Below are 21,257 nucleotides of genomic sequence, written 5' to 3' on the forward strand. Positions count from 1 at the left end.
TGTTTGCCCCTTCCACGCTACTGACAACACGCCATCGTTCGCCTCCCGCGGCAACCGCCGAAGCCGTTTGGCATCCCCTTGCGGAGACCTGATGCTTGATAGCATCAGGATTTCATCATTTTATCGGGATACGCAACAATCATCTTGCCAAGCACGTGACCTCGACTCAGAACGGCGCGCGGAGAGCGGGCCCTGTTCAGGCGCCCTCTCAAAATATACTGGCCCGTGTCTTCTCCGACAGGGCCGAACAAGGGGGTTCGTAAGGCAAAAGTTTCTTCAAGGGCCGTTCGAGTGGCCCTTTCGTTTGCATAATCGATGTCCGGCAGATCGTTAAGCCCGGCACGCGTAAAAGGAGATTTAGAGTGAGCAAGATGTTCAAAATGTCGTTTTTCCTTGCTGCCACGGCGATGGCCGGGGTGAGCGGGACGGCCGCCGCACAGGAGTCCACCGGTGATGAGATCATCATCACGGCGCTGAAACGCGACACGAACCTGCAGGATACGCCGATCTCCATCTCTGCCGTTACCGGCGACACGATCGCGAATTCGGGCGTGCAGAGCATTTCCGACCTCAATGCGAGCGTGCCGAGCCTTTCCTTCGTGGACGGTGGCCCCTCGCAGCGCCGCGTCGTGATCCGCGGCATCCAGGCCGCGGGCGAACCGACGGTCGGCACCTACTACGACGAAACCCCGGTGACGGGCGTGATCGGCGCGGGCAATGACGCCGGCGGCTCCACCCCCGAGCTTCGCCTGTTCGACGTGGAGCGCGTCGAGGTGCTGCGCGGCCCGCAGGGCACGCTCTACGGTTCGGGCTCGATGGGCGGCACGCTGCGCGTGATCTACAAGAAGCCGGCGAACGAATTCGACGCCGCGATCGACACCAGCCTTTCGGCAACCAAGCATGGCGGCGCCAACTTCGAAGGCAGCGCGATGGTTAACGTGCCGATCGTGCAGGACAAGGTCGCCGTGCGCGCAACCGGCTTCTACCGCAAGGCAGACGGCTACATCGACAACACCACGCTCGGCATCAAGGACATCAACGAGCAGAAGTATTACGGCGGCCGCCTGCTGCTGAGGCTGACGCCGACCGACGATCTGACGATCGACGCGGCGTACTACATGAACCGTTCGCGGACGGACACGCCGTCGTGGACGCTCGAAGCCGGCAAGTATAATTCGGATGCGCTGACCCGCCAGCCGATGCGCGACGACGTCGACCTCTTCAGCCTGACTGCCGCCTATGATTTCGGCGGCGTGGTGCTGACGGCGGCTGGTTCCTACATGGAGCGCGACATTTCGACGGTGAGCGACGTTTCGCGGTTCATCCGTTCGACGCGGACGGCGGCAGGCTGCGGTGCCCGCCTCAACGGCAGCGCTGCCATTCCCTGCGCCGGCACCCAGCTTACGGACTATTACGCCCTCGTCGACGGCCAGTCGACGTCGGCGCTGTTCCCGCAGCAGAACATGGAAGCTTGGACGGCCGAACTTCGCCTCAGCTCTGACGGCACGGGGCCGCTCAACTGGACCATCGGCGGCTTCTTCTCGGACCGCGATATCCATGTGGAAAACCCGCAGGTGAACGCCGATCCGGTGACGGGCGCGATCATCTATCCGCTGGAGATCGCAACGTCGCGCTACATCAACGACAGCCTTCGCCAAGTGGCCGCATTCGGCGAAGTCTCGTATGACGTGACCGACCGTCTGAACCTGACCGCGGGCGTGCGTTACTTCCGCTACGACAAGGACATCAACGGCGAGACGACGAAGGGTTCCATCCTTGTCGGCGCGGTGGTGCGTCCGCTCTCATTCGTGTCCTCGGACGAGGACGGCACGGCGTTCAAGTTCAACGCTTCGTACAAGATCACCGACGACGTGCTCTTCTACGCCGAAGCTTCGCAGGGCTTCCGCCCCGGCGGCGCGAACCAGGTGATTGGCCTCGCCCAGGAGCTGACGCCCTACCAGTCGGACAGCCTGTGGAACTACGAGGCGGGCCTGAAGACGACGCTGCTCGATCGCAAGCTCACGCTCAACATGGACGTGTTCCAGATCGACTGGTCGGACATGCAGATCAGCACGCGCACGCCGAACGGCGCATTCGCCTATATCGGCAATGCGGGCTCGGCGCGTATCCGGGGCTTCGAACTCGAAGGCTCGCTGCGTCCGGTCGAAGGCCTCTCGATCTCGGGCAATCTCGCCTATCTCGATGCCAAGCTGACCGAAGATCAGCCGAACGCCGGCACGGCAATCGCTCCGGCGGCCGGTTTCGACGGTGATCGCATTCCGTTCGTGCCGAAGTTCACGGCGGGCCTGTCGGCTCAGTACGTGTGGGATCTGACGCAGGGTCTGAACGGCTTCTTCCGGCTTGACGCCAACCACGTCGGCGGCTCGTGGTCGGACTTCCGCCCGACCTATGTGTTCACGCGCTACATCGACGACTACGAAGTCGCGAACGTCCGCGTGGGTGTCGAGGAAGCGGACAACGCCTGGGGCGTTTACGTGTTCGTCAACAACCTGCTCAACGACACGGCGATCACGCGGTCGGGATCAAACGCGATCTTGCGGGGCCGCACTGTTGTGAACAGCGTGACGCCGCGCACCGTGGGCCTTAACTTCCGCGCCAACTTCTAAGCGGAACGCACGCAAAAAATATGGGCGGCAACCACATGGTTGCCGCCCTTTTTTTTGTTCGCCTGACCGGAACGTTCAGGCCGCGCTGATCAAGCTTTCGATCGGCTGGAATTCCTCGTCGATCCCGAACATGCGGGGGCCCAGGACTTCGAGGCTTTCCGGGCGGCGTAGCATCGGATCGGCGCTGTAGCCGAGCACCTTCACGCGCTGGCCGTAGGTGAGCATTTCGCCCGTCAGCGGCTCGCCGGATTCGCGGTCGAGGATGCTGATGAGATCGGGGACGATCGTGATCGTCTTGCCGTTGAGACGGCAGACCAGGAATTCGTTCTGGATCTCGACGACGCACTCGTCCTTCGAATCCTGAAGGCCGGTCATCGTCGCGCGACCGAAGTGCCAGCCGTCGCGCGTGTCGTGCGTCACGTCGGTGATCTTGCCGTCGAAGAGGATGCGCGCGGTGCGGCCGTCCCAGCTGTTCAGATAATCGATCAGGCTTTCGAAGATGTCGCGCGAGTCCTCGCGCGCCGTGCGGATGGCGCGGCCAATTTCTAGCGTCTGCGTGATAGTGCGCTGCACGGCGAACGATTTCGCCTGCTTGCCCGTCATCGGATAAAGCGCGCCGAACGCCATGGCGCCCATCGCGCCGGTGACGACGCGGCAGAGGTCTTCGGCCATGCGGTCGTCGGTCGCTTCGATCGTGACGACGTTGCCGGAATCATCCATCACGATGCCCGGTGTCGCCTTGCAGCCATAGATGCTGAACGTCGTCATCTCGATGTGCGGCACGGCGCGGCCGATGCCGTCCGCATCGAGCACCGGGATGCCGCTGATCGCGCCGAGCGCGAGCGGGAACATCGAATTCGCACCGCCGATCTCGGCGCTGATAAGCGCATCGACGCGGCGGCCGTAAAACGCCTCCGCGCGGGCGAGGATGCGGTGCAGCGTCTTTTCGCTGACGAGGTGCTCGACGATCACCGACGGTGCGCCGATGCCCGCGATGGAAAGCACGAAGGCGTCATCGGGAATCTCGTCACACGAGAGGATCTTCGGGTAGCGACCGTTCTTGATCTGGGCGCGGACGAAGAGTTCGCCCACGTAAGGATCGCCGCCGCCGCCGGTTCCGAGGAGCACGGCACCGCGCGCCATATCCTGAATGTCCTGAACGCTATCGACAATGAACATGATATGCCTTTCGGAAAAGCGTGGGCTCAGGCGAGCGCCGCAAGCGGGCCGACGGCGCGGACCCTGATCTGGACGGAGCCGGATTTCATGTGCGTCATCGGGAGTTCGACGATCTCGACGATCTCGACCTCACCTTCGCGCGCACCCGCCGCAACGGCGGCATCGGTTGCTTCCTTGCGCGCCTGTTCGAGCGCGGCCTCTCGGCCCATGGTGCCGACGTCGTAGAGCTTGTCGACGCGGCCGCTGACGAGCGCGATGGCGGCGCCGACCGCGTTCGCGACTTCGGCGTGAGCGGGCTTCAGCACCTCGGACGTGCCCTTCAGCGCACGCGAGATGAGGATACTGCCGCCGCCGACGAGAACGAGGGGGAGCGGATGGTTGCTCGTCTTGATCTGGTCGATGGCGTCTTCGATCTGCAGATGCAGATTGTCGAGCGCGGCCTCAACGGTTTCATCGGGAAGATGCGCGACCTTCGCGGGGTCGCCGATTTGGGCCTGCCCGGCGCGGACGGCGATGTCGCTCGCGGTGAGCGTTTCGCCGCCGAAAATGAGGCCTTCCTCGGCGAGCCGGTAGCCGACGGACTCGGGGCCGACCGTCCAGCCGCCTTCGCCCTTGCGGACAAGACTGCCGCCGCCGATGCCGATCGAGAGCACGTCGGGCATACGGAAGTTGGTGCGGACGCCGCCGATGTAGTTCGCTGCGGTCGTCTCGCGCGGGAAACCGCGCAGGAGGAAGCCGATGTCGGTGGTGGTGCCGCCGATATCAGCGACCACCGCCTCGTCGAGCCCGGTGAGGAATGCCGCGCCGCGAATACTGTTCGTGGGGCCGGCCGAGCAGGTGAGGATCGGGAATGCCGATGCGGTTTCGGTGGTGATCAGCGTGCCGTCGTTCTGGCTGATGTAGATGGGCGCGTTGATTTCAAGGTCAGCGATGGCGGTTTGCAGCGAGCCGATCACGCGTTCGGAAAGCTCGGCGAGCGTCGCGTTGATAACCGCCGCGTTTTCGCGATCGATGAGGCCGAGGCCGCCGACCTTCGAGGAGATCGTGATGCGCGCGTCGGGCATCACCGCCTGCACGACGGCGGCGGCCTTTTCCTCGATATCCGAGCGGATCGGCGCGAAGTTCGCGGAGATGGCGACGGCCTTCAGCCCCTTGGCGCGAGCATCCTCCGCAGCGGCGCGGAGCGCGTCTTCGTCGAGCGGGGCGTAGTCCTTGCCCGTGTAGAGCGCGCCGCCGCCGACCATGTAGATGTGCGAGCCGGCGACCTCGACGAGATCGTCCGGCCAACCTGCGAGCGGCGGCACGCCGTCCGCTTTGGGCAGCGAAACGCGGAAGATGGCGACCGGCGCCAGCCCCTTGCGCTGCACGAAGGCGTTCACAAACTGCGTCGTGCCGATCATCACCGCTTCGATCGAAGCGCGATGCTCGGGCGCCTTGTCGAGGATCATGCGCACGGCATTGACGACACCGCTGCGCACGTCTGCGGTCGTGAAGCTCTTCGCCGTCGCCAGCACCTCTCGCCCGCGCATCAGCACCGCATCGGTGTTGGTGCCGCCGACGTCGATGCCCAGCCTGTATCCGCTGCCGCTCATGTCAACCTTTCGAAATAGAATGCGTGACGGCGGGCGCCCGGGAGCGCCCGCCAAGACTGTCAGAACTTCACCTTGGCTTCCACGCCATAGGTGCGCGGCGTGCCGCGATAGCCGATCGCGACATCGAGACCGGAATATTTCGGCTGGAAGAATTCGGAATAATACTTCTCGTTGAAGATATTCCGCGCGAAGGCATAGAGGCCGTAGTTTCCGAACTCGACGCCCATGCGCGCGTTGAGAAGGTCATACGGATTCTGCACCGAAGCGTTGTCCGCGTCCCAATACTTCTTGCCGATGTGCTGATGCTCGATCCGCACGAACCCCGCCACGGTCTCGCTGAGATCGCCGCGATACTGGATCGAACTGTTGATCGACAGCGGCACCGTGCGCGGCGAATGATTGCCGACGTCGGACGGGAACAGGCTGCGCTTGATCTCGCTGTCGGTGGTGCCAACACCAAAGCTCGCATCAAGCCCCGGCGCGAGTTTTGCCATTGCCTCGATCTCGAAACCCTTGATCTGCACCTTGTCGATCGTGTCGATGATCTGCGATGCGGTCGCGGCTTCAACGTAGAAATACTGGTAGTTCTTCACGTTGGTGAGATAGGCGGCGCCGTTCAGCGTCAGCTTGCGATCGAACCACTGCGTCTTGAAACCGACCTCGAAGTTGTCGAGCGTTTCGGCGTCGAACACGGGCACGGCGACATTCGGCGCGTTGAAGCCGCCCGAACGGAAACCGGTGCTGTAGGTGGCGTAAACGAGACGCCCATCTTCCGGTTTCCACGTCAGTGTCACCTTGGGCTGGACGCGGTCGAACGAAGTCTTGCGGACGGCGCCGGTCACGACGTTCGTCTGCTCGCGCTTGTCCTCGTCGTAGCGGATGCCGCCCGTCAGCGTCAGCGTCGGGGTAAGGTCGTAATCGACCTGCGCGAACGCCGCATAGGCGTTGTTGTCGTTCGTTTCATTGTTGTTGGCGATGAGCAGCGCGGTGTTATCAAACTGATCGCTGCCGTCGATATCGATAAAACCGCGCGTGACGAGCGCACGATCGGTGTTCAGATAATACAAGCCAACGAGCCAGCGGAAATCCTGATCGCTCGCGGAAACGAGGCGCAGTTCCTGACTGAAGGTTTCGAGCTTGGCGTTCTGCCCCTGCCCCGCCTGGAAGCCGAGACCGAAGATACCGCCCGGAGAATCCACGGGATTGCGGAAATCGAGATCGGCCCGGTTGTTCTGCTGGAACTTCGACCAGGCACTGATGCCTGTGAGGGTCGCGAACCCGAAATCGTAATCGAACTTGCCGGTCAGATCGACGCTGTCGCCTTCCGCATAGGCCGGGAAATTGAACTGCGGGTTCACGAAGTCGCGCGGAATGCCGGAGAACACGGCCGCGTAGCTGTTCGAACCGCCCCGGAAATCGCTGTATTCGGCACGAAGGTCGAAGGTCAGCAGATCGGTCGGCTTCAAAATCATGCGGCCGCGCAGCGAATAATCATGATCGATGTAATCGACGTGATCGCCGCGGAAATCGTTCTTCACGAGGCCGTCGGACGACGTGTAGCTGCCCGAAACGCGGACCAGAACCTTGTCTTCGACCAGCGCGCCCGAAACGCCTGCAGAAACGTCGATCGTGTCGCCGTTCGCATAGCCGAGATTGACGAAACCTTCGAGTTCGTTGCCCGGCGCTTTCGTCACCACGTTGATCGCGCCGCCCACGGCGTTACGGCCGTAAAGCGCACCCTGCGGGCCTTTCAGAACCTCGATGCGTTCAATGTCGAACAGCGTGACGCCGAGCTGCTTCTGGTTGGTCTGCGGCACGCCGTCGAGTACGAAGGCGATGGGCGGATCGGCGTTGTTGATCTGGGTGAGACCGCGCATCGTGATGAAGTTGCTGCGGTACGTGTCGCCGCGATCGTAGGTGATGTTCGGCACCTGCGCGATGATATCGGACGTCGACTTGATGCCCGCGTCCTCGACCGCCTGCGCGGTGAACGCTGTCACCTGAATGGGAACGTTACGGAGCGGCTCGGCGCGCTGCTGTGCGGTGATGATGATCTCGTCGGTTTCGGCGTCCTGCGCCAGCGCCGCGCCAGGCAATATCGCCAGTGCCGCCGACGCCAGAAAAGCCGTTCTCAGGTTACGACCCGTCATTTCCATTACCCCTTTTTGCTGTTTTCCCTGCACACCATATTCGCGCACAGAGAAAAGCCGCGCGACGCCGGAGTCGGGTAGTCAGAGGCGCTGTCGGGTGGCGGGGCCGCCTATTTTTCCTGCGCACGCGCAACGGCGGCCTTGCGGCTCGATACGCCGAGCTTGGCGTAGATCTTCTTGAGATGGAATTTGATGGTGTTCTCGGTAAGCCCGAGACGGCGCGCGATCAGCTTGTTCGACGCGCCCTCGGCGAGATGCGCGACAATCTCCGACTCGCGGTCGTTGAGGGCATCGGGCGAGAGATACTGGGGCTTGGCTTTCAAAGCCCTGAGAACGGTCTCCGCATGTTGCTGTTCGAGCGGCGATACCGCGCGTTTCGCTGTTCGCTCCATGATCGCGCGGACAGCACTGCCCTCTTCAACGAACGGAGACAGAATCTCTTCGGCGAAGGCATGATGCACGGCCGCAACCATCGCTTCATCGGCACCGGCTTCGTCCCCCAGCCGATCGCGCACGAGCGACAGCAGAACGTAGCCCTTCACCATCGTGACGAGGCGCTCGCCCGTGCGTCCCTCCTCGATCATCGTGCGGGCCCCTTCCCCCGCCGCAGCAACGCGTCCGCGCGCGAGATCGATGAGGATTCGGGCCTGCATCGCGAGGTCTCGTGTCCGCCACGGGACATGATCCGCATCGACGCCAAGCGTCCGCGCGATCGCCTCGGCACTGTCGATACCGCCGCTGCGAAAGCGGTAGATCGCCTCCAGCGCCTTGAGCAAGTCCGTGACACAAAGAAGCCCCTGATTTCCGAGCCGCGTCCGCAGCTCCGCAATGACGCGAAGCGCAGCCGGGAGTCCGCTGCGACGCCACGCGACATCGACGATGATCGGCCAGGTAACGGCATATTGATCGTACCACGCCTCCCCGGCGCCGAACTGATCGAAGGCGACACGCACGAGATCCGCCGCGCTTTCGCGGTAGTGCCGCAGATAATCCACCGCCGCGAGCGCCATGCGCGCAGTTGCCGTGACGGTTACCTCGACGCCGCCTGCGCCGCGGCGCCGAAGCGTGGCGGCACCCAGTTCCGAGGCGGTCTTCAGCGAACCATGCGCGAGCGCGACGAGCACGTCGTGCGTCATCAGATGCTGTTCGGCGAAGGGGAGCATCCCGATCGCCTGATACGTCTCTCGCGTTCGGATCACGGACTGGTGCGCCGCATGGAGATCGCCACGCATCTGGTACATCACGACCATCGTGTTTCGGCACCATGCCCAGAACAGCGGCATATCGGGCGCCAGCGCGCGCACCCTCTCCACCTCCGCCTCGCGCGTCGGCGCGATCCCGTTGATGTAGCATTCGAAAAGCAGGTCGAGGGCGTGGCCTTCAAGCTCGAGCTGCTCGCCGTGCCCGGTGGGATCGTCGAGGAAGCCGCCGGTGCTCTCGCGGATACGGCGCAGCCAGTTGCTTGCCTCGCCGAAATATCCGGCCTTGAAGTGCGCCAGCGCCGCCATCAGCTGCAGGCGCGGCTGGGCTTCCAGAACCTCCTGCGGCGTTTCGCGCAGGATCGCGCGAAGTTCGCCCGCGCCGTAGGTGAGGAAGATGAGGATGAACGGAATCCCGCCGAGCGTCTCCATCATCGTGGCGCGGTCGCCTGCAAGATCGTAGTGGCGAACCGAAGCGGCATAGCGCTGCTGCTGCCAGAGCCAGTCCGCCGCGCGCCTGTGCAGCCGCGCAGCGTGATCGGGGCTGCGACTGAGGCGGGCCTGCGCATAATCCGACAGCAGCGGATGCAGCCGCCACGCCGGTTCGCCCTCCGATTCCGTGCGCTGGACGAGCGTTGGCAGCTCCGCCTCCACCTCTTCGAGCAGCGCCGCGCTATCGCGCCGGTCGCGCACGTAATCGGCGAGGCTCGCTTCGACATAGTCGAACGGCGACAGTTCGGTGAGCAGCGTCTGGCTGTGCTCGGCGAGCATCGCGAAGACCTGCTCGGCAAGATAGTCGGCAACCTCGTCGACCTGCCCGCTGAAGCGCGGCATCCGCGCAGAGACACCCATCCGGTCGCGCCAGAGGCGGTAGAGCTGGACGGCGACGGGCCAGCCTTCGGTCTGTTCGGCGATGGCCGCGAGTTCGGGCGCATCGGCCGGGAGGCCGAGTGCCGCGGCAAGCTCCGCGTCGCTGAGGCGAAGCTCGGCCGGATCGATGATGCGGACAATGCCCTGCGTGCGCAGCACCGAGACGGCGAGCGAAGGTTTGCGCCGCGTCGCCAGCACAAGATGCACCCAATCGGGCAACGCATCCGTCATTTCCTCGACGAGGCGCGCGATCGCGGGGTGATCGACGCGGTCGAAATCGTCGATGATGAGCACGATCGGCCGCTCGTCGCGATCAAGCTGCAGCAGGATCGCATCGAGCATGGTCGCCGCGGGACTGTCTCCTGTCTTGGGCCGCATGGCATCGCCCATCTCGACCCCGGCGGCGGCGAGCGAACGGGCGATCATCTCCAGGAACACATCGGGCTCGCGATCAAGATCGGACGCGGTGTACCACGCCGCCGCGATGCCCTGCCCGGTAAGCCGGTGCCACCACTGCCCGAGCGCCGTGCTCTTGCCGTAACCGCGCGGGCCGACGACGATCGTGAGCTTGCCGGCGCGGGCGACATCGAGCGAGCGCAGCACGAGTTCGCGCGTGGCGAGCGGCGCGCGCTGCACCGGCGGACGCAGACGGCGGCGGCTCGCCCTTTCGCGCGCGCCGGACCGTTCCGTTTCGCGAGGTTCGGCCGCTTCGTTCAATCCCGGTCCTTTACGTTCGGCCCTTTCCGGCCCCCATCAGCAGCGCGCCGATCAGGCAGGCACCGCCCGCGACCAGCCCGAAGGCGTTCCAGTCAGAGCCCGCGACGAGCGGCACGGCAAGCGCCGGGCCGAGCGCGCTTCCAAGCATCAGGAACGCCGGCGCCGCGCCGGCGTGCCGCGCATCGCCGAGATTTCCGGCGCGCGCGATCACATAGGGTAAACCGAAACCGGGGAGCAAGACCAGCGCCGCAGCCGCCACCGCGAACAGCCACAAGCCCTGCGTGTGCGCGATCAGCAGCACGTCTACGGCGAGCAGCAGGCCGAAACCCAGCACCGGCACGCGCAGACCGGCACGCTCTCCAAGCAGCCGGGAAAGCAGCGGCCCGACCATCATGACGAATGCGCACGCGGCCATGATCTTGCCCACCAGCTGCATATCGAAGCCCTTCGCGGCACCGAGCGGGAAGATCGAGTTCCAGGCCATGCTCTGCCCCACGAACATCACGGCAAGGCCGACAAGCACAAGCACCGCGCGCGGGATCGGACGAAAGCCGGCGCCGTTCTGTTCGACATTGCCACGAAGGCCTGCCGCCATGGCGAGAAGCGCGCAGAGCGCGGTTGCGGCGAGCCCGCCGAACACGGCCACGGCGCCCGCGACTTCGACGAGCGGCGGCAGCGCGAGGTAGAAAAGCGCGGCAAAGCAGGCGAGACCGATCTGCATCGTGGCGAGCGTCTTTTGCCCATCAGTGCGTTGCGCCGCGAGCGCCGTCGCGGTCGCCAGCACCGTGCCGAGCGCCAGCCCCGACAGCAGGCGCCCCGCAACGAACGCCGCATCCGGGGCAAGCATCGCAAGAAGATTGGCCGCGACCGCGACAGCCGCCGCGCCAAGGGCGAGCGGCCGGGCGCCGACCCTGCCCGCCACAGCGGCAGCGCCAAGCGTGCCAAGGCCGATCGCCGCGATCTCGCCAGACGCCACGACGCCGGCAAGCTCGCCCCTTGCCTCCGACGCCGCGAGCCAGAGCGGAATCGCCGTTGTCCCCGAAAACCCCGCGATGTTTCCCGCGACGAGGCTGAAGACCGCGCTTTGACGTTTCGGCGCGGGCGGCTGGGGCTCAGGCAAGGGCGTTCCGCCGGATGCGCCCGTCGGCAACGATCAGGGCAAGCCGGTCGTGCTGTTCGAGAACGGAAATATCGTCGAGCGGATTGCCGTCCACCAGCAGCAGATCGGCGAGCGCGCCGCCTGCGATCGTGCCCAGCTTCCCTTCCATCCCGACCAGCGCCGCGTTCACCGAGGTCGCCGAACGCAGGATTTCAGGCGCGCTCATGACCTCGCGGCGCAGCGCGAACTCGCGCGATTGGCGATCCATGACCGAACCCAGAAGATCGGTGCCGAATCCGATCTTCGCGCCCGCTTGGCGGAGGCGATCGAGCGAGGTGGACGCGAGGTCTCCGACCTCGGCCACCTTGGCGAGCGCCGCAGCGGGCAGGCCCATCGACGGGCCCACGGCGCGGATCGCATCGATGATCGCCAGCGTCGGTACCGCGAAGGCATCGTGTTCGACGATGGCGGCGACGCCGTCCGCCTCCAGCATCGTTGCGTGTTCGATGGAACGCACGCCGTTCTTCACGCAGCGGATCGCGGCGGCATTGGTATGCGCGTGCGCCATCACATAGGTGCGGCGTGTGGCGGCCTCATCGACCGCGACGCGGATTTCCTCGTCGCAGAACTGGTCCATCCAGATGGGGTCACTCGGCGAAAGAACGCCGCCTGAAACGAACAGCTTGATCTGATGCGCGCCGCGCCGGAGCTGTTCACGCACCATCTTGCGCATCTCGTCCGGCCCATCGACGACGACCGACAGCGACCCGCAATAGGCGCAGGCGCAGCCTTCGAAATGATCGGGATCGCGCATGTCGCCGTGGCCGCCCGTCTGGCTGATCGCGAGGCCCGGGTAAAAGAGGCGCGGGCCGTTGATGAGGCCCTTCGCGAGCCCCGCCGCGAGCACATGATCGCCGCCCGCTGCATCGCGCACGGTGGTGAAGCCGCGCTGCAGGGTATCTTCCATGATCCGGCGGGCGTGAAGCGCGCGGAGGCCCGGCGGCATACGGTCGATCACCGCCGGGTTCGCCTCTGCGCCATAGCAGTGGAAATGCGCGTCGATGAGGCCGGGCATCGCGAAACGCCCGCCGCCGTCGAGGCGCTGCGCCTCCGATCCGGTCACGGGCTTGTCGGAGACTTCGCGGATCGTGTTGCCTTCAACGACGATCGACATGCCCTCGCCGAGCACGGCCTCTCCGTCGAAGACGGTCACGTTCTCGATGATCAGCGTCATGGGTGCAGGTTCCTGTATCTTGCGCCGCGCTGCAAAGGCCGCAGCGGGTGGCGACGACGAAATCGGGGCGGCGGTTCAGTCAAAAGCGATCGCCACGTCGGAGGCAGGGCGTGCGCAGCAGAGCAGGACGCGGTCCGCCGCGAGCGGCATGGCAGGAGACGGCGAATGCTCGACACGGCCCGACACGAGCGTGCTTTCGCAGGCACCGCAGCTTCCCGAACGGCAGCCGAACGCTAGCGCGAGGCCGGCAGCTTCGGCGAGTTCGAGCAGGCTGAGGTTGGCGTCCTGCGTCCACTCCGCGACGGTGCCGCCGAAGTCCACCTGCGCCCGGGCGATCGACGGCGCGGCGTCTGCTGCGCCGGGCACGAACGATTCCGATCGCACCTGCCCGGGCGGGACACCCATCGCGGCAAGCGCATCGCGTACCATCGCCTCGAACGGCGCGGGGCCGCAGATGTAGATGTCGCTGAAAATGCCTTCGAGCTCGATCTCGCGGCCGAAGGGGGCGGTTTTGTATGCGGGCGCGAGAATCTCGCGCAGCCTGTCCGGCGTGAGCCGTCCCGGTTCGTGACCTGCATCATCTTCGCGCGGGGCGGAATAGAAAACGTGGCACAGCGCGGCGTCCCGCCCCGTGGCTGCGAACGCGTGCGTTTCGCCGCTGCGCGTCTGATGAATCCAGACCAGCGGCGGCGGACTGTCCTGCCTTTCCCGGTGCGCCTTCAGCATCGCGAGCATCGGCGTGACGCCGATACCGGCGCTGATCAGCACCACGCGCATAAAGCCGTCGCGCTTCAGCGTGAAACGCCCCGCCGGGGGCCGCGCCCAAACGGTGCCGCCGCGCGCGCCGATTTCGTGGAGGAGCGCGGAACCCTCCCCGCCCGCGAGGCGCTTCACGGTAAGGCGATAGCGCTGGAGCGCGTCGTCATGATCGGAAAGCGTCCAGCTGTGGACCGGCGCATCGTCGCCGTTGCCGAGCCGGACGGTGAGGAATTGCCCGGCGAGTGGCGGCGCCAGCGGAACGTCGTCGAGAGGGGTGAGCGTGAAGGATGCAATGTCCTGCGCCTCCTCCCGCAGTTTCGCGAGGCGGAACGGGCGCCAGCCGCTCCAGCGGCCGGTCTTGAGGCGCGCCAGGTCCTCCAGTCCCGCGATGCGCTTCGCGAGCATCCCGCGCGCCTGCCCGCCGAGCCAGCGATTGGCAAGGGGCTCGCGCAGTGCCTGCGGTTCGGCATCCCGCGCGACGAGCAGGCGTGAAAGGTCGCCAACGGTGATCGCCGACGGATCGGGACATTCGGTGGTAGCGCTATCCCCCGCGGCAACCCGCCCCGGCGTTTCGACCGCGAGGTAGAAGCCGACATGGCCGCTTTCGATCATCGGCCCGAGCACGCTGTCGGGCTGATCCATGCGCCACGCGAACTTGAAGCACGGGATGCGCGGCGAGGTCACGCGGAACACCGCCTCGCCGATACGGACGATATCGCCGATGCGAAGGTTGTTCTCATCGAAACCCGACACGACGATGTTCTCGCCGAAGCGGCACCAGTCCCATGCTGCGGGGTCGGCGCCGAAGCGTTCCGCCCACATGGCGTAGTGCTCCGCAGGCGAAGCGAGGACGGCTTCGGTGTGGACCGCGGTCTCGTTGCCGTCCGGTCCCTCCGCGCCGAACCAGAGCGCGCCGGGCGCAGGGCTGCGCACGATAGAGGTGAAGGTCCGCTGGCCCCTTACGTCCTGCCACGCCGGCCTTGCCGTGCTGACGGCGACCACTCTCCGCTCGTTCCCCATGCGGGGAGGATAACGTCTGTGCAGGTCGCAACAATCCGGCGCGATGGGTGATCCCTCACCGGTTCGGGTAGCAGATCAGTCCCCGCTGCCGGCGCTGTCGGCGAGATCCATGAAACGGCGTGCGGCCTCGCGCTCCTCCGCATCCTCGAACGCATCAAGGTCGGGCGCGTCGCCCAGCATGTGCATCAGCGCCCAGAGCGCGAAGCGCCGCCCGGCGTTCGTTTCGAGACCGAAGTCGACGCGCATACGGTCAAGCCCGGCAGAGAGCGCCGAAGCATTGAGCGCATCGATCTCGGCGGTGCCGAAATAGCGGAACAGAAGATCATGAAAGTCCATGCGCTCCGCTTAGCCGATTTCAGCGGCGCGACAACTGCTGCCGTGTCCACGCGGTAATCGCGGTCCGGTCCATCGCACCCGCAGTGCGCGCCAATTCGCGGCCGCCTGCGAACAGGATCATCGTGGGAATCGAGCGGATCGCGAAACGCGCGGCGATCTGCTGCTCGGCTTCGGTATCGACCTTGCCGAGCCTGACGTAGGGCTCAAGATCCTGCGCCGCCGCCGCGAACGCAGGCGCCATCGCGCGGCACGGACCGCACCACGAGGCCCAGAAATCGACGAGCAGCGGGAGGCTTTCGGTCTTCAGACGGCGATCGAACGCCGCACCGTCGAGATCGAGCGGCTTGCCGGTGAAAAGCGCTGTCTTGCAGCGCCCGCAACGGGGCGCCTGTTCGCGCCGCGCCGCCGGAACGCGGTTGGCGGCACCGCAGGCGGGACAGACGATCATGAGCGGCTCGGCCGCCTGCTTTACTTCATCGCTCATCGTTATTACACCTTTCCTGTAATTATGTAGGGAAAGGTCGCGAAGCGTCAATGACGGCGGATACGAACAGCGCGGTCGTCTCGCTCCAGATCGGCGACGCCGCACCCAATTTTGAAGCGCGGACGACGATGGGCACGATGCGCCTTTCCGATTTTCGCGGACGCTGGCTGATGCTGTTCTCCCACCCGGCCGACTTCACACCCGTGTGCACCAGCGAATTCGTCGGCATCGCGCGCGCGGCCGACCGCTTCGCGGCGCTCGACTGCGCGCTGATGGCCGTTTCGGTGGACAGCCTCTACGCGCACTTCGCCTGGGTTCGCGCCATTCGCGATGCGTTCGGGGTGACGGTCAACTTCCCGATCGTGGAAGACCCCTCGCTCGTGATCGGCCGCGCCTATGGCATGATCTCGGCGCGCGCGGCGGATGCGGCCGCGATGCGATCAACCTATTTCATCGATCCTGACGGCATCATTCGCGCCATCATCACCTATCCTGCGACCATCGGCCGGTCCGTCGACGAGATGCTGCGTGTCGTCGCGGCCTTGCAGCGTGTTGACAGCGATAACATCGTGACGCCGGAGGGCTGGCACCCCGGCGAGGACGTGCTGCTGCCGCCCGATCCGGACCAGGCCACACTGATGGCGCGCGACGACGATCCGATCTGGTTCTGCCGCAGCGCGCCCGACCCGGGAGCCGGACGCCGTGGCTGAGACACTCTCAGACGCTGAACTGGCGACCGTTGCCGAACTGATGCGGACACTGGGGCACGAGACCCGGCTGCGCCTGCTCGACACGCTGCGCGTGAAGGGCGAAACGTCGGTCGGCGAACTCGAAACGCTCACGGGGATCGGACAACCCGGCCTTTCACAGCAGCTCGCCATCCTGCGCAAAGCCGCGCTGGTGACCACGCGGCGGGCTGCGAAACTCGTCTACTACAGCATCGCGCCCGAGGCGGCGGGAACGGCAAATACGTTTCTCGCGCGCCTTTCGGCAATGCCGGAACGCGGCGACCGGACACCGCGCCGCGCGCGGGGCGCCGCCGCGACGTTTGCCAAAATCCTGTAAACGACTGCGCGCCTAAACCTGCGCCACCTTCGCGGGGCCACCGAAACGATCGCAAAGCATGTCGATGAGCGCATGAACGCCTTCGTCGGCAAGCCGGTAGAAAATCGTCGTGCCCTCGCGGCGCGTGGCGACCATGCCGCCTTCGCGGAGCTTCGCGAGATGCTGGGACACGCTCGACTGCGCCTGCCCGGTGAGCTCGACGAGCGTGTTCACCGAGGCCTCTCCCGCCGAAAGACGGCACAGCACGATGAGCCGCTGCGCGTTGGCGAGCAGCTTGAGGACGGAGGCGGCATCCTCGGCGCAGGCGGCGAGCGCCGCGGCGGGCGTATCGGACATCATCATGTCGTCGCAGGTCTCTCGTCATCGCGCAGCACCACGTAGATCGCCGGAATGACAAGCACGGTGAGCAAAGTGGAGGACGCAAGCCCGAACAGCAGCGAGATTGCAAGCCCCTGGAAGATCGGATCGGTGAGGATCACCGCCGCGCCGATCATGGCCGCCGCCGCCGTGAGCACGATCGGCTTGAAGCGGATCGCGCCCGCTTCGATCAACACATCACGCAGCGGCTTTTCAGGTGCCGCGCTGTGGCGGATGAAATCGACGAGCAGGATCGAATTGCGCACGATGATGCCCGCGAGTGCGATGAAGCCGATCATCGAGGTCGCGGTGAACGGCGCCTGGAACAGCATGTGGCCAAGCACGATGCCGACAAGCGTGAGCGGCACCGGGGTGAGGATCACGAGCGGCAGACGGAAGCTGCGGAACTGCGCGACGACGAGAATGTAGATGCCGAGCAGCGCGACCATGAAGGCGGCGCCCATGTCGCGGAACGTCACCCAGGTGATTTCCCATTCGCCGTCCCACAGCAGCGTGGTGACGGACTCGTCTTCCGGCTGGCCATTAAGGCGAACGACGGGCATTGCGAGGCCCTGGGCCGCCCAGTCATGATCCTCGATGGCGCGGTTCACGGCCAGCATACCGTAGATTGGCGCCTCATAGTCCCCGGCGAGTTCCGCGGTGACCATGTCGGCGTAGCGGCCATCGCGGCGGAAGATCGCGCGGCTGCCGGCTTCCTGCCGCGCATCGACGATCGCGCCGAGCTCGACGAGATCGCCCGCGGGCGTGACCGCGACGGGCGTGCTCGACAGCGTTTCCGTCCAGCTGCGGTCGCCTTGGGCGAGCGCGACGCTGATCGGGAGCGGTGTGCGGCCGCCGCCGCGCGGCGCATAGCCGACCACGGTATCACTCATCAGCGCGCCGAGCGTGTCGGAAATCTGCCGCTGCGACAGGCCGTAATAATCGACGCGGTCGCGTTCCGGCACGAGGCGGAGGCGCGGGCGCGGCTCGCCGAAGCTGTTGTCGACATCAACGATGTAGGGCACGGCGCGGAAGATCTTTTCGACCTCTGCGGCGGTCTTCTGACGCGTTTCGGCATCCGGGCCATAGATCTCCGCAAGCAGCGTGGCGAGCACGGGCGGCCCCGGCGGGGTTTCGACGACTTTCAGCGATCCGCCGGCGGGCAGCTTCAGCGCTGCAAGGCGCTTGCGCAGATCGAGCGCGATCTCGTGGCTTGAGCGGTCGCGGTCGCCCTTGGGCAGCAGCGTTACCATCACGTCGCCCATTTCGGGCCGCGCGCGCAGGAAATAATGGCGGACGAGGCCGTTGAAGTTGAACGGCGCGGAGGTGCCGACATAGGCCTCCATCGCGGTCGCTTCCGGAATGCCGCGCACCACGGCGGCGACATCTTCCAGCGTGCGCGACGTCGCTTCGAGGCTGGTGCCTTCCGGCATATCGACGACGATCTGCACCTCCGACTTGTTGTCGAAGGGGAGCAGCTTCACCGTCACGGCCTTGAAGTAGAACATCGAGCAGGCGAGCAGCGTGGCGAGCGCAACGCCAATGAGGAAATTGCGCGCCGAGGTGCGGCTGTCGATGACGCGGTGCGCGACGCGCGCATAAAGCGCGCCGAGCCTGCCGCCATCCTCGTGGCCGTGTCCGGTATCCAGCGCCTTACGCGCGAAGCGGATCATCAGCCACGGCGCGATCACCACCGCGACGAAGAAGGAAAAGACCATCGCCGCGGATGCGTTCACCGGAATCGGCGCCATGTACGGCCCCATCAGCCCGGACACGAACAGCATCGGGAGCAGCGCGGCGACCACGGTGAGCGTTGCGACGACCGTGGGGTTGCCGACCTCCGCGACCGCCTCGATCGCCGCCTCGGTGCGGCTGCGGCCATCCTTCATCGCCCAGTGCCGCGCGATGTTTTCGATCATCACGATCGCGTCGTCGACGAGGATGCCGATCGAGAAGATGAGCGCAAAAAGGCTGACGCGGTTGATCGTGTAGCCCATCAGGTTCGAGGCGAACATGGTGAGGAGAATCGTCGTGGGGATCACCACGGCGGTCACGCCCGCCTCGCGCCAGCCGATCGCGAAACCGATCAGCGCGACGATGGAAAGCGTGGCGAGGCCGAGGTGGAACAGCAACTCGTTCGCCTTCTCGTTCGCTGTCTCGCCGTAGTTGCGCGTGACAGCGACATCGATGCCGTCGGGGATGAGCTTGCCTTCCAGGCGCTGCACGCGGTCCACGATCGCGTCCGAAACCACGACGGCGTTTGCCCCCGCGCGCTTGGCGATGGCGAGGCTGACGGCGGGCGCGCTCGACCAGTCGCCGTCGCGCTTCGCCCAGCGCCATGCGCGTGCCTGATCCTCACGCGGGCCCTGCGTGACCGTGGCGACATCGCGCAGATAGACGGGCGCGCCGCTCGCCGAGCGCACGGTGAGCAGGCCGACCTCCTGCGCCGACGAGAGCGTCTGGCCCGCCGTGACGGCGACCGCCTTGCCGTCCTCGCGGATGCTGCCGAGTGGGAAGCTGCGGTTCGCTTGGCCGGCGGCCTCGATCACGCTGCCGAGCGGCACGTCGTAGCGCGCGAGCTTCGCGGGATCGGGCGCGATGCGGATCTGCTCGGCCCGCCCGCCGACGAGGAAGGTGAGGCCGACATCGCCGACCTTGGCAACCTCGGTGCGCAGCTTCGCGGCGACTTCGTAGAGCGCGCCGTCGGTCCACTGGCCCGCGGCGCCGGGCTTCGGCGACAGGGTGAGGACGACGATCGGCACATCGTTGATGCCGCGCACGGTGACCTTGGGATCGGGGATGCCGACGGGTTTCCTGTCCCAGTTCGCGCGCAGCTTTTCCTCAATGCGGATGGCGGCGTCTTCCGGGTCCGAGCCTACGAGGAAACGCGCCGTCACCATCACGCCGTCGTCTTCGGCCTGCGTGTAAACATGCTCGACGCCGTCGACGCTCTTCACGATCGTCTCGAGCGGGATGCCGACGAGTTCGACGGCATCGGCGGCGGAAAGGCCGGGCGCCATCACCTGGATGTCGACCATCGGCACGCTGATCTGCGGCTCCTCCTCGCGGGGGATCGAGAACATGGCGATGAGGCCAACGGCAATCGCCGCCATCAGAAACAGCGGCGTCAGCGGCGAGGCGATTGTCGCGCGCGTGAGGCGGCCGGAGATGCCGAGATTCATGAAGGTTTGCCCGGAACGAACAGCGTGTCGCCGGGGGCGACGCCGCTGAGAATTTCCACCGACCCGGCTTCCGATGTCGGCGCGGTTTGCACCGGCACGGCGCTGAGGCGTTTATCGGCGGTGACCACATCGACCTGATCGATGCCGTAGCGCGTCGAGACGAAACGGCGCGGCACCACCAAAGCCTGTCGCCGCCCGACCTCGATGGACGCAGTGACGCGCTGGCCGACGAAGGCGGCGGAGAGGCCGGGCGCGGCGGCATCGACGCGCACACGCCCGCCGGAAACACCCGGATAGACCTGCACGACGCGCGCCTCCCGGTCGTCACCTTCGATCAGAACCCGCGCGCCGATGCGGACGCTTCCGGCGAGCGATTCGGGAAGCGACAGGCGTACGACGGGCGGACCGGCGGTGACAGTCGCGATCGACAGGCCGGGGACGACCGCCGAGCCGGCCGGAATGTCGGCGCGCAAGACCCGTCCGTCAGCGGGCGCGAGCACGGCGCCCTGCCCGGCCGCGGCGGCGCTCGCCCCCTGCTGCGACCGCGCTGCAGCAGCCTGCGCGTCCGCCGCGCGCGAGGCGGCGACGGCCTGATCGAGGCGCGCCTTCGCGTAGACCTTGTTGTTATAGAGATCCTGCACGCGGGCGAGATCGGCGCGGGCGCGGGCGGCTTCCGCCTCGGCCGCAGCGGCCTGCGCGCCATAGGCCGCGGTTTCATGGCCGAGCCGCGAATCGACGATCATGCCGATGCGCTGGCCCTTCTTGACCGTGTCACCCGCGCGCACCGACAGGCTGACGAGCGTTCCGGGAATGCGCGCCATCGCCTCCGCCTGATCGCGCGTCGCGATTTCCGCGCCCACGGCCTTCATGTCCGCGATTTCGCTGTAGGCGAGCGTCAGCGATTCGCCGGCGGGAAGCGCGGCAGTCTTTTGGGCGGGTTCGGGGCTTTCGCCGCAGGAGGACAACGCGAGCGCTGCGGCAGCAAGCAGGGTGTAAATCTTCATCGAAAGGTTCCCAGTTCCCGGCGTTCAGCGGACTACGGGATAGCCCGCCGCCGCCCAAGCGGCGAGGCCTCCGGCAAGGTGCGTATCAATGGCGGCCTTCGCAGCCGCGCAGCGATCGAGCGCCAGGCCCGACCGTTTGCCGCCCGCGCACTGAAGAATGATCGTGCGGCCGGCGACATCCGGGATGTCGGCGGTCGAGAAGCGCGACAGCGGCAGATTGACAGCACCCTCGATATGCCCGGCCGCGAACTCGTTCACTTCGCGGACGTCGACCACGAGCGCCGATCCACTTTCCAGCATCCCGCGCAGCGCCGACGGCGTGATTTCCTTGTGCGCCTTTCCGCCGAATCCGAACATTGCCTCAGACCTTTCAATTTGCTTAT

Annotated in this window: 16 protein-coding genes; 3 read left to right on the forward strand and 13 right to left on the reverse strand. The window is 66.0% G+C overall.

Translation table 11 applies throughout. The features are described from left to right. Positions 1-371 precede the first annotated feature (371 nt). Positions 372-2,627 carry a TonB-dependent receptor gene (locus tag AAC014_RS05175; protein ID WP_339705354.1) on the forward strand — a complete coding sequence of 752 codons (2,256 nt, stop codon included), beginning with the start codon at positions 372-374 and terminating at the stop codon, positions 2,625-2,627. 75 nt (positions 2,628-2,702) lie between these two features. On the opposite strand, the gene AAC014_RS05180 is transcribed toward AAC014_RS05175, so the two are convergent. The 9 genes from AAC014_RS05180 to trxC all read right to left on the reverse strand — a co-directional run bounded on the left by AAC014_RS05180 (position 2,703) and on the right by trxC (position 15,266). Then, the gene (locus AAC014_RS05180; protein WP_339705008.1) at positions 2,703-3,806 is read right to left on the reverse strand and encodes a DUF917 domain-containing protein; all 1,104 of its coding nucleotides are present in this window, start codon (positions 3,804-3,806) and stop codon (positions 2,703-2,705) included. 26 nt (positions 3,807-3,832) lie between these two features. Continuing rightward, positions 3,833-5,398, reverse strand: a complete 1,566-nt coding sequence (locus AAC014_RS05185; protein WP_339705011.1) for a hydantoinase/oxoprolinase family protein — start codon at positions 5,396-5,398, stop codon at positions 3,833-3,835. A 59-nt stretch (positions 5,399-5,457) separates the two neighbouring features. Continuing rightward, the gene (locus AAC014_RS05190) at positions 5,458-7,548 is read right to left on the reverse strand and encodes a TonB-dependent receptor (protein WP_339705014.1); all 2,091 of its coding nucleotides are present in this window, start codon (positions 7,546-7,548) and stop codon (positions 5,458-5,460) included. A 110-nt stretch (positions 7,549-7,658) separates the two neighbouring features. Further along, a complete protein-coding gene (locus tag AAC014_RS05195) occupies positions 7,659-10,334 on the reverse strand; it encodes a LuxR C-terminal-related transcriptional regulator (RefSeq protein ID WP_339705017.1) in 2,676 nt (891 codons plus the stop codon). Between the two features lie 10 nt (positions 10,335-10,344). Continuing rightward, positions 10,345-11,454: an MFS transporter gene (locus AAC014_RS05200; RefSeq protein ID WP_339705020.1), complete on the reverse strand. Its 1,110-nt coding sequence runs from the start codon at positions 11,452-11,454 to the stop codon at positions 10,345-10,347. Beyond that, positions 11,447-12,667: an amidohydrolase family protein gene (locus AAC014_RS05205; RefSeq protein ID WP_339705022.1), complete on the reverse strand. Its 1,221-nt coding sequence runs from the start codon at positions 12,665-12,667 to the stop codon at positions 11,447-11,449. Before AAC014_RS05205 ends, AAC014_RS05200 begins: the two co-directional genes overlap by 8 nt. A 75-nt stretch (positions 12,668-12,742) precedes the next feature. Further along, on the reverse strand, positions 12,743-14,428 hold the full coding sequence (locus AAC014_RS05210; RefSeq protein ID WP_339705025.1) for an MOSC domain-containing protein: 1,686 nt from the start codon (positions 14,426-14,428) through the stop codon (positions 12,743-12,745). A 93-nt stretch (positions 14,429-14,521) separates the two neighbouring features. Continuing rightward, positions 14,522-14,782, reverse strand: coding sequence for a hypothetical protein (locus AAC014_RS05215; protein WP_339705028.1), 261 nt, complete (start codon positions 14,780-14,782; stop codon positions 14,522-14,524). A gap of 19 nt (positions 14,783-14,801) precedes the next feature. Continuing rightward, complete coding sequence (gene trxC / locus AAC014_RS05220; RefSeq protein WP_339705031.1) at positions 14,802-15,266, reverse strand: thioredoxin TrxC; 465 nt, start codon at positions 15,264-15,266, stop codon at positions 14,802-14,804. A 50-nt stretch (positions 15,267-15,316) separates the two neighbouring features. Between trxC and AAC014_RS05225 the strand changes: the two genes are divergently transcribed. Both AAC014_RS05225 and AAC014_RS05230 read left to right on the forward strand, forming a co-directional pair. Further along, on the forward strand, positions 15,317-15,976 hold the full coding sequence (locus tag AAC014_RS05225; protein ID WP_339705034.1) for a peroxiredoxin: 660 nt from the start codon (positions 15,317-15,319) through the stop codon (positions 15,974-15,976). Further along, positions 15,969-16,331: a metalloregulator ArsR/SmtB family transcription factor gene (locus AAC014_RS05230; protein ID WP_339705037.1), complete on the forward strand. Its 363-nt coding sequence runs from the start codon at positions 15,969-15,971 to the stop codon at positions 16,329-16,331. Before AAC014_RS05225 ends, AAC014_RS05230 begins: the two co-directional genes overlap by 8 nt. Before the next feature lie 12 nt (positions 16,332-16,343). On the opposite strand, the gene AAC014_RS05235 is transcribed toward AAC014_RS05230, so the two are convergent. The 4 genes from AAC014_RS05235 to AAC014_RS05250 are packed head-to-tail and all read right to left on the reverse strand — an operon-like array spanning position 16,344 to position 21,231. Continuing rightward, complete coding sequence (locus AAC014_RS05235; RefSeq protein ID WP_339705040.1) at positions 16,344-16,673, reverse strand: metalloregulator ArsR/SmtB family transcription factor; 330 nt, start codon at positions 16,671-16,673, stop codon at positions 16,344-16,346. After that, positions 16,670-19,870: an efflux RND transporter permease subunit gene (locus tag AAC014_RS05240; RefSeq protein ID WP_339705043.1), complete on the reverse strand. Its 3,201-nt coding sequence runs from the start codon at positions 19,868-19,870 to the stop codon at positions 16,670-16,672. The genes AAC014_RS05235 and AAC014_RS05240 overlap by 4 nt, the downstream gene beginning before the upstream one ends. Next, complete coding sequence (locus AAC014_RS05245; protein WP_339705046.1) at positions 19,867-20,874, reverse strand: efflux RND transporter periplasmic adaptor subunit; 1,008 nt, start codon at positions 20,872-20,874, stop codon at positions 19,867-19,869. Before AAC014_RS05245 ends, AAC014_RS05240 begins: the two co-directional genes overlap by 4 nt. A gap of 24 nt (positions 20,875-20,898) precedes the next feature. Further along, entirely contained in the window at positions 20,899-21,231 is a 333-nt protein-coding gene (locus AAC014_RS05250; RefSeq protein WP_339705049.1) for a rhodanese-like domain-containing protein, read from the reverse strand. Between the last annotated feature and the right edge of the window lie 26 nt (positions 21,232-21,257).

It is taken from the genome of uncultured Sphingosinicella sp., assembly GCF_963974575.1.
Lineage (GTDB): Bacteria > Pseudomonadota > Alphaproteobacteria > Sphingomonadales > Sphingomonadaceae > Sphingosinicella.

Coding starts and splice junctions, on each gene's coding strand:
- AAC014_RS05175 (WP_339705354.1), top strand. CDS start 372: ATGTTCAAAATGTCGTTTTTCCTTGCTGCCACGGCGATGGCCGGGGTG.
- AAC014_RS05235 (WP_339705040.1), bottom strand. CDS start 16,673: ATGATGATGTCCGATACGCCCGCCGCGGCGCTCGCCGCCTGCGCCGAG.
- AAC014_RS05215 (WP_339705028.1), bottom strand. CDS start 14,782: ATGGACTTTCATGATCTTCTGTTCCGCTATTTCGGCACCGCCGAGATC.
- AAC014_RS05185 (WP_339705011.1), bottom strand. CDS start 5,398: ATGAGCGGCAGCGGATACAGGCTGGGCATCGACGTCGGCGGCACCAAC.
- AAC014_RS05250 (WP_339705049.1), bottom strand. CDS start 21,231: ATGTTCGGATTCGGCGGAAAGGCGCACAAGGAAATCACGCCGTCGGCG.
- AAC014_RS05245 (WP_339705046.1), bottom strand. CDS start 20,874: ATGAAGATTTACACCCTGCTTGCTGCCGCAGCGCTCGCGTTGTCCTCC.
- AAC014_RS05205 (WP_339705022.1), bottom strand. CDS start 12,667: ATGACGCTGATCATCGAGAACGTGACCGTCTTCGACGGAGAGGCCGTG.
- AAC014_RS05180 (WP_339705008.1), bottom strand. CDS start 3,806: ATGTTCATTGTCGATAGCGTTCAGGACATTCAGGATATGGCGCGCGGT.
- AAC014_RS05225 (WP_339705034.1), top strand. CDS start 15,317: ATGACGGCGGATACGAACAGCGCGGTCGTCTCGCTCCAGATCGGCGAC.
- trxC (WP_339705031.1), bottom strand. CDS start 15,266: ATGAGCGATGAAGTAAAGCAGGCGGCCGAGCCGCTCATGATCGTCTGT.
- AAC014_RS05240 (WP_339705043.1), bottom strand. CDS start 19,870: ATGAATCTCGGCATCTCCGGCCGCCTCACGCGCGCGACAATCGCCTCG.
- AAC014_RS05190 (WP_339705014.1), bottom strand. CDS start 7,548: ATGACGGGTCGTAACCTGAGAACGGCTTTTCTGGCGTCGGCGGCACTG.